Here is a 15,579-nt window from a genome sequence, read left to right as displayed (position 1 = left end):
TTGGGTAATAGCATCGCGTTCAAGGGTTTATCCGAATTAAGCAGATGAAAACTCAGCCTTAACTTAATTGGAATTGGCGAGTAGGCACATGTGTCCCATACTTTGGCGACCTATAAGTACAGTAACCCGGTACCTCTATGACTACTAAAACGTTTGAGTTTTATACGCCGACGGAAATTCGGTGCGGGCAAGGCGTTTTGTCTACGCTACCAAATGCGGTTCGTGAGCTTGGGTTGCAGTCTGTCCTTCTTGTTTGCGATCCGGGTGTTGTTAAGGCGGGTATTAAGGATCGCGCTGCTCAAATCTTAATGCAGGCGAATATTCCATTCACGGTCTTTTCCGATATTGAAAGTGATCCCACTGTGGATTCGGTCAACGCGGGGCTCGTCATTGCGCGAAGCAAGGGGAGTGACGGGGTAGTCGCTATCGGAGGAGGTAGCGTTCTTGACGCAGGCAAGGCAATTGCGCTGATGCTGACGAATCCTGGTTCGATTCAAGATTATTTTGGGGTTGATAAGGCGGTGCGAGCCGGTGCCCCCGTTGTTGCGATTCCAACAACGGCCGGCACGGGCAGTGAAGTGACAGTTTGGTCAGTACTTTCAGATACTAAAAATGATGTAAAGGTAAACATCGGCAGTTATTTTAATTGCCCACGTATTGCCCTGCTCGACCCCGAGCTGACAGTAACGCTACCTGCACCAATTACTGCCGCAACAGGTATGGACGCGTTGACGCATAGCATTGAGTCGTACGTAAATAAAAACAGCAATTTGATTGTAGAAGCCGTTGCTGAGAAATCTATATCGCTGATCGCAGATAATTTAAGAAAGGCGGTTTTGCAAGGCGATAACCTAGATGCGCGCTGCAATATGCTTGTTGCCAGTACGCTAGCTGGCATCGCGTTTAACCGCGTGCGACTTGGTTTGGCGCATGCCTTTGCGCTCCCTCTGGGTAACCTATTTCACATACCGCATGGATTGGTTAACGCAATCATGTTAACGCCAGTCATGCAGTTCAATTTACCTGCAAACTTTCAATATTATGCTCGCGTAGCCAGACTGTTTGGGCAGCCGATCGACGGACTGAGCTTACGAGATGCCGCACATCAATCCGTTGTCGCGGTGCAGCAACTTAAAAAAGACATTGGTCTTACTCAAACCTTGGCCGACTTTGGGTTGACTGAGGATCGCTTTGATGAAGTGATCGATGAGGCAATGCTCTCGGGAAACATCGCGGTCAATCCGCGCTCACCGACGCGCGACGACATGCGGAATTTGCTAACGCAGGCAATGAAGGGTGACGTCTAGAAGGTAGTATTGGGACACGGTTTTTTGATAAGTGTCTGGTAGTGTCTTGTTTGTTTGTCAGTGGGCACAGTCGTAAAAATGGTTGCGGGAGGTCCACTAATATTTTGCCGCATTCAAAGCAGGGCCAATCAAATATGTCACAAAAAACGAAGTTATCGTCTTCGACACATCGTTAGGATTAGCCGTATGAAAGTTTGTGTTTTCGGTGCAGGCGCTGTTGGCGGCTATTTGCTGGGGCGCATAGGTAATGCTGGTGTGGCAACGCTGTCAGTAGTCGCTCGTGGTGCCCAGAAAGAAGCAATTGAAATGAACGGCTTGCGTCTGGAGACGCCCACCGAAACAATCATCGTCCGACCAGATTTCATTACCGATCGGCCCACAGACCTCCCAGAGCAGGATGTGACCTTTGTTGCGTTAAAGGCAATGGGGCAGCCTGCTGCTGCAGATGCGTTATGCCACTTAACTGGACAAAACGGTTATGCTGTATTTGCAGCAAATGGTATTCCGTGGTGGTGGAAGGTTGGTAGTCATAGGCCAGAATCTTTGCCACTATTGGATCCAGACGCCGCATTATGGAACCGTCTGACTCCAGAACGCGCGTTGGGCTGTGTTGTTTATTCAGCCAACGAGGTTATTGCTCCTGGCGTCGTGCGGCATCTGGGTAATAATCGATGGGTGTTGGGCGAACCAAATGGGCAACTAAGCTCCAGGCTGAAAAACGTCGTGCAGTTGTTATTAGAAAGCGGCGTCAATGCTGAGGCCAGTACGCGCTTGCATGAAGAAATCTGGATCAAGCTACTCCGCAATGCCTCGGTCAATTCATTGTGTGCATTGACGCGCTTGCCGATTGATGGTCTGGCGGATGATCCAGAATTATTGGCACAGGCGGAAGCCATTGTTGATGACATCGTTGCTGTTGCTCAAGGACAAGGGTATGACATTTCCGAACATCGTATTGCCGCTTTTGAGCAGCTGAGACGTGGGGGTGCAGAAGCCTCTACACCCCCCGTTCGTGGGCTACGCCCTTCCATGCTGCAAGACGTATCGGCAAACCGTCCTTTGGAAGTCGAAGCAGTGCTAGGGCAAGTCCAGGCTCTGGCGAGAGAGGCAGAGGTTTCATGCCCCGCAATTGACGTTGTACTTCCAGTTTTACGAGGTTTGAACCGCAGTCTTCTATGAGACTGACTGCATCATAATTATTCTAAAAAAGGCCGAAACATTCGGTCGCACAAGTGGAGACAATGTATGACCTCAAGACGTAAATTTCTTAGCGCCTCGGTAAAGTCGGCTGCGGCCATGGGCGGCATGGCAGCCATTGCGTCGCCCGCAATCGCGCAGTCGTCCAACCCCGTTATTAAATGGCGATGCGTATCCAGCTTCCCAAAAAATATCGAAGTGCTTTACGGCTGTGCTGAAGTGATGTCAAAGGCCTTGGCTGAAGCGACAGATAACAAATTTCAGATCCAGGTTTTTGCTGCGGGCGAAATTGTGCCCGGTGGACAAGCCTTTGATGCGGTCTCTGATAACACGGTCGAGATTTGCCATACGGCATCGTATTACTACACAGGTAAGGACACTGCTTTTGCCTTTGGAACGCATGCTCCTTTCATGCTGAACACTCGCCAGCAAGCAGCCTGGGCTTACCATGGCGAAGGAAAGAAATTGCTTGAAGACTTTTACCGCGACTATAACGTGGTGGGTTTTCCGGGTGGAAATACGACGACTCAGATGGGTGGATGGTTCCGTAAAGAGATTAAAACCGTCGATGATTTGAAGGGCTTGAAGTTCAGAATCTCAGGTTTGGGGGGCTTGGTTCTTGCAAAGCTTGGTGTGGTATCTCAACAAATTGGGGTGGGTGACCTGTATTCGGCGTTAGAGCGAGGCACTATTGACGCTGCTGAGTTTAATGGGCCTTACGATGATGAAAAATTAGGTCTCTACAAGATTGCACCCAACTATTACTATCCTGGTTTCTGGGATGGAACATCCATGCAGCATTTCTTCGTTAATACTGCCCAATGGGAGAAACTTCCGAAGCATTATCAGGCGGCATTGAGTTCGGCCGCCGCGTATGCGCACATCGACAGTATTGCGCATTACGACATATTGAACCCTCCAGCGTTGCGACGCCTTGTTGGTGCCGGTGTCAAGCTTCACGCGTTTTCCGGCGACATTCTCGACGCCGCTTACAAAGCGACCATGGAGCTATACGAAGAACTGTCTGCTACGAATCCAAAATTCAAAAAGCTGTACGACAGTCAGAGAGCGTTCCAGAAGGATGCTAGCTTATGGAACCAGGTTTCTGAGTTTGCCTACGACAGCACGATAATTCGTCAACTACGCCGTTCATAGCTGTCCAAGATAGCGGGCATGATGCCCGCTACACCATCAAGTCTTACAAGGCCTGACTGCGTATGCGCATGTTGCTTCAACTCAGCAGAATTATCGATGCGATAAATACCGTGATCGGACGACTCGCAGGTTGGCTACTGCTTGCAGCAGTTGTGATCAGTGCAACCAATGCTGTTGTTAGGAAAGTGTTCTCAATTAGCTCCAACGCGTGGCTGGACGCACAGTGGCAGCTTTTTGGTGCGGTTTTTTTGCTTTGTGCCGCATACACTTTGCTAAAGAACGGCCACGTCAGAATAGATCTTCTGACCGTTCGCTTCAGTAAACGCACTCGCGATCTGATTGATGTGATTGGTCACGTCTTCTTTTTGATGCCACTGACTACTCTTTTCATCTATCACAGCTATCCGTTTGTAATAAATTCGCTCAGGCTGCGAGAGGCATCCGCTAATGCGGGAGGGTTGCTTGTTTGGCCCGCGAAAATGTTGATATTAGTAGGCTTCGTGTTGCTTTTCGCACAAGCGGTATCGGAAACGATAAAGCGAATCGCAATCTTGCGGGGCGATATGGTCGACCCTGAAGATGATTCAGAGCGGTCTCCAGTAAATGAAACGATCGAGTCGCCAGAAAGGTCTCTGCTTGATAAATAAATTGACGACTATTCGGTTTCATAATGATTTTGGGCAGTGCCGATGCTAATCGCGTTTCTAATCGATAACATGGCTCCTGTCATGTTCGCCAGCCTTGTCATCGTTTTACTATTCGGATACCCGGTTGCGTTTTCGCTTGCAGCTGTTGGCATGGCATACGCGTGGTTAGGTATTGAGTTAGGCTTGTTTACAGAAAATTTTCTGGGAGCATTGCCAGGGCGTGTATTTGGTGTGATGTCCAATGAGACGCTGCTTGCCATACCTTTCTTTACGTTGATGGGGCTGATCCTTGAACGGTCTGGCATGGCCGAAGATCTGATCGACACGATAGGGCAGTTATTTGGCCCTGTTCGTGGAGGCCTGGCGTATGCTGTGATTTTTGTCGGAGCATTACTGGCTGCAACGACGGGTGTCGTGGCCGCGTCAGTAATATCAATGGGTTTGATTGCGCTTCCGATCATGCTTCGATATGGTTATGACCGTTTTCTCGCGACTGGGGTCATTATGGCAGCGGGCACTCTGTCGCAAACGATACCGCCATCCATTATTCTGATCGTGCTCGCAGACCAATTAGGTACTTCGGTTGGTGATATGTATCGTGGTGCGCTAGTGCCCGCGTTGATACTGACATCACTTTATGCCTTGTATGTGTTTGGTCTTTCGATGCTGCGACCTCACGCTGCGCCCGCATTGCCACGTGAAGCACGTCGCCTGAACGAGCCGGACGGCACAATCGGTCTGACATCATTATTTGTTCTTATTGCTTTGATTTTCGCCGCCATCGCCGGATGCATTTATGGGCTTGGAAAGTTGGCGCCAAACATGCTGGAGACGGATCGCAATATATATGGCAGCGGGCTTGGTGTCATTGCCGGCTATTGCTTGGCGCTGTTAGATCGCGAGTTTAAGCTTGGTCTTTTTTCGCAAATTGCGAGAGCAGTTGTAATTGTACTGGTGCCTCCATTGGCCTTGGTGTTTCTGGTGCTTGGCACAATTTTGCTCGGTATCGCGACGCCCACAGAAGGCGGTGCCATGGGTGCCATGGGCGCATTGCTATTGGCTCTTGGCAAGCGACGCCTAACATTTTCACTGTTATCGCAAGCTATTGATAGTACCGCCCGGCTGTCCACATTTGTATTGTTTATCTTGATTGGCGCGCGTGTTTTTGCGTTAACGTTTTACGGTGTCAACGGTCATGTGTGGATGGAGGAGCTTCTTCTACGCATACCAGGTGGTGTCATCGGGTTTCTTATTCTCGTAAATCTGATTATTTTCTTCCTAGGCTTTTTTCTGGATTTTTTTGAAATTGCTTTTATTTTGATTCCACTGCTTGCTCCTGCTGCTGCAGCTTTGGGGATCGATCTGGTGTGGTTTGGTGTGATGCTTGCAGTTAACTTACAAGCAAGTTACTTGACTCCTCCTTTTGGTTTTGCGCTATTTTTCATGCGTTCAGTAACGCCAATAAAAGACTATGTCGATAAAGTTTCTGGAAAAACTATAAAAGGGATAAAGACTATTGATATATATCGATCTGGCCTTTCGTTTGTTGTTATTCAGGTGATTATGATTGGGATTTTGGTTGTATTTCCTGAGGTAGTCCAGAGAGATAAAGTTGGGGCGCTTATTGATACGAGCAATATTCAGATTGAATTGCCGCCGCTTAATGATCTGGAGTTACAACCTCTTGATTTGAATTGATGGGTATGCATAGTATTGTTAAGGAAATAAATGTCACTCAATAGCTACATAACGCAGATTCACTTCGGCTATGGCTCAGTGGATAAGCTACAAGATGAATGCGATCGATTAAGTATAAAGCGTCCGTTAATTGTTACCGATGCTGGAGTCAGGCTCGCAGAGGGATCGTCGATGGCATTCTTTAAAAGTTAAGCTACCCAACCAACATTGGTGTGTTCGATAAAACACCTCCCAACCCCAATGAGCACCCAATACCGGACGCTGTTCAGGTTTATCGAGCAGGTAAGCACGATGGCATCATTGCGGTCGGCGGGGGATCATCAATTGATCTGGCGATAGCTGTCGCTGTCTGCTCACAACATGATGGCTCGTTACGCTCCTTTGCTCTTGCTGAGGATGGTGCAAGCCGCATTACGGCAGCAACGGCACCGGTTATCGCAGTGCCGACTACGGCTGGGACGGGTAGTGAGGTAGTGCGTGGCGCCAATCCTCCTGCAGACGGTATTGCACCGGATGGTTTGCGACGAGGATGGGCCAACATAGAGCAGGCGACGCGTGACGGTAATGATCTAGACGCCTGGCGTAATATGATGAGTGCGTCGATGCAGGGTGCGCTTGCCTTTCAAAAAAGGCTTGGGATGCGTGCATAGCTTAAGCCATTCTTTGGGTGGTATTAACCCGCAATTACATCATGGCACACTCAATGCAATTTTTCTTCCTGCGGTGGTAGCGTTCAACCGCACTGCGTCCACTGTAATGCAAGAAGATAAGCTTTCACGTTTAGGTCAGGCAATGGCGATTGATCGCGCGAACGCAGTCATACCGGCGTTGGAGCAAATGATTAAGCGTCTCGGTTTGCCGACGGGCTTAGAGCAGCTGGGCGTGACCGAATCTCAGTTTGAGAAAATAATAGACGGCCCTTTGGCTGATCACAGTCATAAGACAAACGCCAGAGAGGCAAGCCGAGACGATTATTCGAAGATGCTGGCCTCGTCAGTTTAGGGAACATTTATTACCTTGACCGGAGCGCCCCAGGCATTTATCAACAATGAAGCATTCAGCTGTGCTTAATGCCACTACAAATTGATTCGTTCAATACTATTTGGCTTTGTTGTTTTTAAATTATGAGCAAAGTCTTTTTGTTTTTAGAAGTGCGTGTTTGTATATGAAAAAGGCTCGAAAATACCATGTTGTGTAAATAATATAAGACCCATATTATTGTTCAGCCTATACACAGAAAGGTGCCAATTCCCGCCAGATTAACAGCTTTTTTTAAAGTCGCCGAATTGAATACTTCCTCTCACTCCCTGCTTTCCGTGCTGGCTGCCAATGGTGTGGATCGTGTTTTTCTCGTACCCGGTGAGAGTTACCTCGGGATTCTCGACGCGTTAAACGAGTTTCCCCAAATTGACGTGGTCACATGCCGGCATGAGGCCGGGGCCGGTTTCATGGCATGCGCCGATGGACGTTTAACACGACGACCCGGTGTGGTGCTCGTCAGTCGCGGACCTGGAGCGACGAACGCTTCAATCGCGGTGCACACTGCGCAGCAAGATGCCATACCGCTGATTCTGATTGTGGGGCAAATTCCCAAGAAAGATTTGCGCAAGGAAGCATTTCAGGAGATCGACTACCACCATATGTTTGGCCGGATTGCTAAATGGGTGGTTGAGGCGACAGACCCTGAACAGCTGTCCGAGATTGCATTCAAAGCTGTTCGCATGGCAACCGCCGGCACGCCGGGGCCCGTGGTGATCGTACTGCCTGAAGATGTGCAGCAGCAGGCCGTCACGCCCCAGAGTTGGGTGGCACGGCCAAATGTCCCCACCACTGCTACACCATCGACAGTGGATCAGATAAAGGCGCTTATTACGGGGGCGGAACGCCCGCTGATCATTGCAGGGGGTGCGTTTGACAAGCCTGGCGGTCGCGAGTCGCTGCTGGCTTTTGCTGAGGGCTGGCAGATTCCAGTGGCCGTATCCTTTAGACGGCATGATATTTTTCCGAATACGCATGCGCTTTACGCCGGTGACTTGGGCCTGTCAAATCCGAGTGATCAGATGGGTGTCTTTCATTCTAGTGATTTGATCCTTGCACTTGGAACCCGACTCGACGATATTACGAGCCAGGGTTATACCTTTCCGAAATCGCCACAACCGGCCCAGGCTTTGGTGCATTGCTATCCTGATCCGCACATCGTTGGCCTGCACTTTGCGCCCGAGATTGGGCTGGTGTGCGATCCCGTCTCGCTCGTTGCAGACCTGATGCCGCCTGAGTCCGTGAAGCTGGCTGCGGCGCGCGAGTCTTGGAACGATAAGGTGCGTAGCACCCTTGAAGGCATTGCGTCATGGCCGAGTAACCACAGCAATGACTTGAGCAGTACGGCCGTGGCCCATGCGATTGAGCGGTTGGCACCGGCAGACACCATCGTGTGTCTCGATGCGGGCGTGTTTGCAGCACCTGTATATCGACATTTTAGATTTGCTTGGCCACAACGTCTGATGGCCCCAATATCGGGCGCGATGGGTTATGGCATGCCAGCGGCAGTGGCAAGCCAGTTACGATTTCCACATCGCAAAGTAATCTGCATGGTAGGCGATGGCGGCTTCATGATGACAGGCAATGAAATGATTACTGCGATCGAGCGTCGTCTGCCTGTAGTCGTCATACTGTTGAACAATGGTTGTTATGGGTCTATTCGCGTCCATCAAGATCGGAATTATCCGGGACGTCATCTTGGAACGTCGCTTTTCAATCCCGACTTTGCCAGTATCGCCAGTGCCTTTGGTATGCCTGTGCGCGTAATCAACGAGACGGTACAAATTGGTGAAGTGATCGGAGAGGCGATGCGTGCTGAGGGGCCTTTTTTCATTGAGGTCAAGACTAATCTCCCCGCTGCACGTCTGCCTGCATCAGTACACAAAGAGGGCGCGAATGAACGCGATTGAGCGACTGATTGCCGGCATTGAGAAGCTCTTTGATGGCGTGGCGGCTGTGCTTATGTTGCTGATAATGGTCATCGTGGTAGCTGATGTGACTATGCGCTACATTTTCAATCGTCCGCTCATCTGGGCTTACGACATGATTGGTCTTTACCTTATGGCTGGCGTGTTTTTCCTTTCAATATCAGGCACTTACGCGTTACATAAGCATATCGGGCTCGATATTCTCCTTCAACGCTTCAGTCTGCGAGGTCGCCGGCTTGCCGAGGTGCTGACATGCTTGGTGAGCCTGCCAATGTTCTTCTTCATTGCTCAGGTCGGTGCAGAGCGCGCCTATGTAAACTTTGTGAGCGGCGATGCCATGTCCGGGCTTATTGCCTGGCCAACCTGGATCGCTTCAGCACTTGTGCCGCTTGGCGTGGGATTGCTGGTGCTGCGCATGCTGCTCCGACTTGTCGGACAGATCCTGAGCTTGGTGACTGGCCGCGATGTGGTTGACATCATTCCCGTGATCACGACCGACGGAGCTGAATAGAACATGACCGCATTTTTAATAATAGTGCTGCTGTTCGGTTTACTCGCGCTGGGGGTTCCTGTTGGGTTTGCGATGGGAGTCGCTGGGACAATTGGTCTGTTCATTGTAGGCAATTGGGATATGGTGTTGGGCGTGCTGCAAACCACGCCACTCTCTACTGTGAGCACCTATGAGCTGATTACTATTCCCATGTTTTTGCTCATGGCCGAGTTAGTTCTCAAGAGCGGTATCGCTGACGATCTGTTCCGGGCGGCAGCCGCTTGGGTGGGCCATATACGAGGCGGCCTTGGCATGGCCACTGCTATGGCTGGCGCGGGCTTTGGTGCTATTTGCGGCACGAGCACGGCCTCGGCGGCAACGCTCTCGGCAACCAGTCTTCCGGCCATGCTGCGCCATGGTTACGAGCCCAAGATGGCATCGGGTGTGGTAGCGATCTCAGGTACGCTCGCGATGTTGATTCCGCCCAGTATCGTGTTGATTATTTACGGACTACTGGCCGAGGCCAATATCGGCAAACTGCTGATCGCGGGTATTATCCCAGGCATTCTCATTACGATCACGATCATCGCCACGGTATACGTGTTGGCTGTACGTAACCCGGCGGCGGCTCCAGTCAGCCCGCGAGTGTCTCTTAGAGATAAAATCTCGTTGCTTCGCGTAATTGGTCCCATGATTGTCCTCATGATGATGGTGACCGGGGTGATCTATACGGGTGTTGCCACACCCACTGAAGCTTCGGCTCTTGGTGCCTTTGGGGCACTACTGATCGCCATTCTGCGAGGCAAGGCGAGGCCCGCAGAGGTTATGGATGCGGCTAAGCGGGCAGCTCAGGGCACTTGCATGATTGCAATGATTTTGTTGGGTGCCCACATCTTTGGTTATTTCTTTACGCTGACCATGGTCACACAAAATCTGGTGCAATGGGTCGGTGCCATGGATGCATCACCTTGGGTGGTGATGGTCGCAATCCTGCTCGTGTATGTGATTCTGGGCGCATTTATGGATCAGCTCGCGATTCTGGTGCTCACTGTGCCGATTGTGCTGCCGCTGGTCGTTGCACTGGGTTTCGATCCGATCTGGTTCGGTGTGATCGTTATCGTTACGGCAGAAGTTGGACTGATCACACCACCTATGGGTCTGAATTGTTTTGTGGTTGCTTTTTACGCGAAACGCCCAGTGTCGGAAGTGTTCGCCGGAATCTGGCCCCATGTGTTTGCCCACTTTATAGCCATCGGCTTGATGTTGGCCTTCCCCCAAATAATTCTCTGGTTGCCCTCGATGATGAAATGAGGGTTCTGTAGAAACTTGCTTACTACAAACAGAGCCGTTTACGGCCACAATGAGGAGTCAAACATGAAACGCTTTACCACTCGTCCTCTTTGCAGCGCAATGGCTGCACTGCTTTTAGGCTCAGTCGGCGCCACTGCATACGCTGCTGATTCTGTTACCACTTTACGCATTGCCGACAGCTTACCTAATGGCAGCTATATTTATAAGCTAGTGACGCAGCCGTTCATGGAGCAAGTAGAAAAAGAGACCAATGGCAAGATCAAGTTTCAGTATTTCCCTGGTCAGCAGTTGGGTAAGGCCAAGGACATGCTCAAGCTTACGCAGACGGGAATGGCTGATATTGGTTATATAGGGCCGTCGTATATTCTTGACAAGATGCCTTTATCGTCGACTTTCGAGCTGCCGGGCGCCTTCTCAGATGATTCTTGTCAAGGGTTCAAAGCCTTCTGGAACATGACGGTGGGTTCCTGCAGGAACACGAGTGGGATCCTAATGGTGTCATTCCTTTGTTGTCGCTCATTACGCGTCACCATGTCTATGTGTCCAATGGGAAAGAGATTAAAACAGTGCAAGACCTTCAAGGTCTAAAGATGCGCTCTTCAGGGGGCGCTATGGCCTTCACGGTTAAAGAGCTGGGCATGATTCCCGTGAGTGTCTCCGCGCCCGAGACCTATGAAAGTATGTCGCGTGGCACGATTGACGGAGCGATTTTCCCCGCTCAGAGCGCTTTTGACTACGGTTTGACAGAGCTGATCAAGAGCGGCACGGTGAAGAAACACTTTGCGGGTGTGGTTTTGACCTATTCGATCAGCAAGGCTGCCTGGAACAAGCTTGATGCCGAAACACAGAAAATTTTACTGGATGTCGGTAAGAAAATTTCTACCACCAGCTGTGTAGGTTTTGATGAGGCAGAAAAAAAGGCGATCGTAAGAATGGAAGAGCAGGGCATGAAACCAATACGGTTTGATGATGCCGGCAACAAGGTTGTGGACGAGGCGTTCGAGAAATCGTCGCAGTACTGGGCCAAGGCGCTCGATGAGCGTGGCAAGCCGGGTAGCGAAACACTGGCCGCAATGCGTAAAGCAGTGTCTGCAGTCAAGTAAAGCCCTTCATGGCTGATGAGATTTCGCGCTCGTACAGCATCGAAGATCTTCGCCGGCTTGCCCGGCGACGTCTTCCTCGTGCCGTTTTCGATTTCTTCGACGGAGGCGCCGAAGACGAAAGCACCTTGCGTGACAATCGACTGGCCTTTGATCGTCTGAAGTTTTTGCCGAAGTCGCCAGTCGACGTGTCGACCATCGATGCGTCGACTGCGCTACTGGGCTGTCCCTCAGATCTGCCGATGGCGATTGCGCCCACAGGGGCCATCGGCTTCGGCTGGCCGCGTGGTGATATTGCAATTGCCAAGGCTGCTGCTGCTTTTGGCATCCCGTTCTCGCTGTCGACGTCATCTACGGCGTCTATCGAAGCGATCGCGCGCGAAGCACCGGGCCGCTTATGGTTTCAGGCCTATGTGTTTCGTGATAAAGCGTTTCTGAACACGCTTATTGAGCGTGCCCGGGCTGCCGATTATGAGGCGCTCATCATTACGGTCGATATGCCGGTGGGCGGAAAGCGAGAACGCGATTTCCGCAATGATTTTGATCTGCCATTTCGCTACACGCCGCGTAATGTCTTGGATTTTGCGCGTAGTCCGCGTTGGGGGCTGCGCATGCTACGTCACGGCATGCCGGTGCTTGAGAACCTGATCGATTTCGTTCCGGATACGAAAAGTGTTTCAGGAATTGCCTCGTCTGTGGGCAAGAATTATGACGACGCATTCAGTTGGGACTTCATTCAGAGCATTCGTGATCGTTGGCCGCGCAAACTTATCATTAAAGGCATATTGCGGGCTACTGATGCGCAGCGTGTGGCCGCGATTGGCTGCGATGGATTGGTGGTTTCCAATCACGGTGGTCGGCAGTTGGATGGGGCGTTAGCGTCGCTCGACGCGTTGCCTGCAATTGTTAGCGCTGTGGCTGGGCGTGTTTCGGTGCTGCTGGATAGTGGTGTGCGCCGAGGTGCAGATATTATCAAAGCGCGCGCTTTGGGCGCTGAAGGCGTTCTGATCGGACGGCCTGCCTTGTATGGCGTCGCAGCCGGAGGCGAGAAGGGCGCTCATCGCGCGCTCGAGATTTTGTCCGACGAGCTGGTTCGCACTATGCGCTTGTGCGGAGTATCGTCGGTGGATGACATAACTGCCGATGTTCTGGCACCCCGCATCGGGTTCGAACACGATGCCCCGTCTTAATTTGAGAGCCTATCCCATGTCAATTCAAAAGATTAGTGGCCGTCGGGCCTTCCTGCAGTTATTGCTTGACGAAGGCGTTACGCATCTTTTCGGCAATCCGGGTACGACGGAACTGGCAATCATGGAAGCCGTACCTGAGTTTCCTCAGCTTAATTATGTATTGGGCCTGCAAGAATCTGTGGTACTTGGCATGGCGGATGGCTATGCGCGCGCATCGAATCAGCTGGTGGCTGTGAACCTGCACTGTGCGCCTGGCCTTGGACATGCCATGGGTGCGCTTTACAGTGCCAAGTTTTCGGGCTCCCCGGTGATAGTCACTGCTGGACAGTACGAGGTCGGCTATGGCCTGCAGGAGCCTCTTTTGTATGAGCCGTTAGTTCCAATTGCGCAGCCCCTGGTCAAATGGGCAACAGAGGTCACGCGCATTCAAGACCTGCCGCGCATTATGCATCGCGCAGCCAAGATTGCCATGACGCCACCGATGGGGCCTGTCTTTATCAGCTTGCCCGGCAACATTCTGGACGATGAAATCGAGCTTGATCTGGGAACGCCAACCCGCGTAGATGCAAGAGTGAGGCCATCAGATGCCGCAATAGTCGAGCTGGCAGATCGCTTGCTTGGCGCTGATAACCCTGTGCTTATTGCAGGACGCGAACTCGCGCACCGAAACAGCTTCCGCCAGGCGGCTGAATTAGCAGAATTGTTGGGCGCGGCGGTTTACCAAGAGCCCATAGGCTATAACGCGCGTTTTCCATCTGAACATCCCAATTGCATGGGCGATCTTACGCGGAACCAAAAGCGCGTGCGCGAGACTTTGTTGCAACATGACTTGCTACTCTGTTTGGGTGGCGACCTTTTGCGCATGTCGCCTTCCAGCCCAGTCGAACCTCTGCCAGAGGGCATGCCGGTAGTGCACATCAGTGAAAGAGACTGGGAGCTCGGCAAGAATTATTCGACCGAGATGGCATTGCGTGCTGACGTGAAGGAAACACTCGATGCCTTGTTGCCTGTGTTGCGCTCTCGTCAGGGTGAGGCGCAAGCAGTTGCCGCGCGTGAGCGCACTGCGGCGTTGAGTGCTCGCAATTGGTCAGCACGACGCGACGCCGCCCGTCATGCGGCGTTTGCACGGGCTGGCGACACACCTATTGATCCAAGCTTCCTCATGATGAGCATCGTTGATGCCTTGCCCGAGAACGCCGTTGTGGTTGAAGAAGCGCTTACTTCAACGCCTGCACTGATGGATTTTCTGCCGATGCGGGATCCAAACAGCTTTTATGGTTTATCGAGTGGAGGTTTGGGGTTCGGCATGGCGGGGGCAATAGGAGCCAGTCTTGCACAACCCGAGCGCCCCATCGTGGCAACGATAGGCGATGGCAGCGCCATGTATAGTATTCAATCGTTGTGGACTGCAGCTCACCTTAAGCGCCCTATCACCTATGTGATCATCAATAATCGCAGCTACCGGATCATCAAGGAACGGCTCCTGGCGAGCCGCCATACAGATCGTTTTGTGGCCATGGATTTGAAAGACCCGCCCATCGATTTCGTGTCGGTCGCACGCGGTCTGGGAATGACAGCGCAATGTGTGACTGATCCACGTGAGCTTGCCAGTGTTTTGCGTAGCGCTATTGCAAGTGGCGAGCCGAACCTGGTCGAAGTCATGGTGGCTGATGGCTTCGATAATCAGCCTTAAGTTCTTGTTGATTAAATTGATAATATTTCAAGGAATTGATCATGAGTGCAAATCCGTCCGAACACAGTAGCCAGAACAATAGTTCAAAATATAGCCAGACAGAATGGGAAACGCGCGTCAACCTCGCCGCGTGCTATCGCCTGATGCCTCTCTATGGCATGTCTGATCTGGTCTACAACCACATCACTGCTCGCATTCCGGGCACTGACGACGAGTTGTTGATAAACCCTTATGGTTTTATGTACGACGAAATCACCGCGTCCAGTCTTGTCAAGATCGATCTGGCCGGCAATATTTTGGACAATCCGCATGACGACCATGGCATCAATGTGGCGGGTTATGTGATCCATAGTGCTGTCCATGGTGCTCGTCACGACGTAGGTTGCGTGATTCACACGCACTCGCGCGCTGGCATGGCGGTTTCAGCCATGGAGGTAGGCCTGCTGCCTATCACCCAGACCGCCATGCGGTTTAAAGACATCGCCTATCATGATTATGAAGGCCCGGCTATCGACGTAGATGAGCGCGAGCGTCTGGTTGCCAATCTGGGAACGCAGGATGTCATGATTCTTCGCAGTCATGGCCTGCTCGTGGCATCGCCAAGCATTGCCGAAGCCTTCAATACGATTTACTGGCTCGAAATGGCCTGTCGGGCACAAGTTGACGCCATGGCTTCAGGCGCACGCCTCATCATGCCCCCCGAAGCGGTCATAAACAAGACGCATCATTTGTATCAGCCAACTACGCGCCGACCTTTTGGGCTGATGGAGTGGCCTGCGATGTTGCGCTATCTGGATCGAAAAAACCCTGGTTACAGCAATTGAT

13 protein-coding genes and 1 pseudogene are annotated in these 15,579 nt (G+C 51.5%); all 14 read left to right on the top strand.

Features of this window, described 5'->3' with window-relative positions:
* The first annotated feature begins 137 nt into the window (after positions 1–137).
* Entirely contained in the window at positions 138–1,307 is a 1,170-nt protein-coding gene (locus FQ179_RS14555) for an iron-containing alcohol dehydrogenase (RefSeq protein ID WP_149398030.1), read from the top strand.
* A 186-nt stretch (positions 1,308–1,493) separates the two neighbouring features.
* Positions 1,494–2,486, top strand: coding sequence for a ketopantoate reductase family protein (locus FQ179_RS14550; RefSeq protein WP_188074621.1), 993 nt, complete (start codon positions 1,494–1,496; stop codon positions 2,484–2,486).
* 66 nt (positions 2,487–2,552) lie between these two features.
* On the top strand, positions 2,553–3,659 hold the full coding sequence (locus tag FQ179_RS14545) for a TRAP transporter substrate-binding protein (protein ID WP_180117425.1): 1,107 nt from the start codon (positions 2,553–2,555) through the stop codon (positions 3,657–3,659).
* Positions 3,660–3,721: 62 nt separating this feature from the next.
* Positions 3,722–4,306, top strand: a complete 585-nt coding sequence (locus FQ179_RS14540) for a TRAP transporter small permease subunit (RefSeq protein WP_149398028.1) — start codon at positions 3,722–3,724, stop codon at positions 4,304–4,306.
* 81 nt (positions 4,307–4,387) lie between these two features.
* Positions 4,388–6,004, top strand: a complete 1,617-nt coding sequence (locus tag FQ179_RS14535; protein ID WP_255475000.1) for a TRAP transporter large permease subunit — start codon at positions 4,388–4,390, stop codon at positions 6,002–6,004.
* Positions 6,005–6,034: 30 nt separating this feature from the next.
* Positions 6,035–7,006: pseudogene (locus FQ179_RS14530) on the top strand (iron-containing alcohol dehydrogenase).
* Between the two features lie 284 nt (positions 7,007–7,290).
* Positions 7,291–8,952, top strand: a complete 1,662-nt coding sequence (locus FQ179_RS14525) for a thiamine pyrophosphate-dependent enzyme (protein ID WP_149398026.1) — start codon at positions 7,291–7,293, stop codon at positions 8,950–8,952.
* Complete coding sequence (locus tag FQ179_RS14520) at positions 8,939–9,481, top strand: TRAP transporter small permease subunit (protein WP_149398025.1); 543 nt, start codon at positions 8,939–8,941, stop codon at positions 9,479–9,481. Before FQ179_RS14525 ends, FQ179_RS14520 begins: the two co-directional genes overlap by 14 nt.
* Before the next feature lie 3 nt (positions 9,482–9,484).
* Complete coding sequence (locus FQ179_RS14515; RefSeq protein WP_149398024.1) at positions 9,485–10,771, top strand: TRAP transporter large permease; 1,287 nt, start codon at positions 9,485–9,487, stop codon at positions 10,769–10,771.
* Between the two features lie 63 nt (positions 10,772–10,834).
* Positions 10,835–11,359 (top strand): hypothetical protein, encoded by a 525-nt coding sequence (locus FQ179_RS14510; RefSeq protein WP_149398023.1) that lies wholly within the window; start codon positions 10,835–10,837, stop codon positions 11,357–11,359.
* 2 nt (positions 11,360–11,361) lie between these two features.
* Complete coding sequence (dctP, locus tag FQ179_RS14505) at positions 11,362–11,874, top strand: TRAP transporter substrate-binding protein DctP (protein WP_255475027.1); 513 nt, start codon at positions 11,362–11,364, stop codon at positions 11,872–11,874.
* 8 nt (positions 11,875–11,882) lie between these two features.
* Entirely contained in the window at positions 11,883–13,061 is a 1,179-nt protein-coding gene (locus FQ179_RS14500; protein ID WP_149398021.1) for an alpha-hydroxy acid oxidase, read from the top strand.
* Between the two features lie 16 nt (positions 13,062–13,077).
* Positions 13,078–14,754, top strand: coding sequence for a thiamine pyrophosphate-binding protein (locus tag FQ179_RS14495; RefSeq protein ID WP_149398020.1), 1,677 nt, complete (start codon positions 13,078–13,080; stop codon positions 14,752–14,754).
* A gap of 41 nt (positions 14,755–14,795) precedes the next feature.
* Positions 14,796–15,578 (top strand): class II aldolase/adducin family protein, encoded by a 783-nt coding sequence (locus tag FQ179_RS14490; protein WP_149398019.1) that lies wholly within the window; start codon positions 14,796–14,798, stop codon positions 15,576–15,578.
* Position 15,579 lies beyond the last annotated feature (1 nt).

The organism is Pusillimonas sp. ANT_WB101 (genome assembly GCF_008369125.1).
Lineage (GTDB): Bacteria > Pseudomonadota > Gammaproteobacteria > Burkholderiales > Burkholderiaceae_B > Allopusillimonas.
Note: the sequence above shows the minus strand (reverse complement) of the source record. Positions and strands in the feature narration are given on the sequence as shown.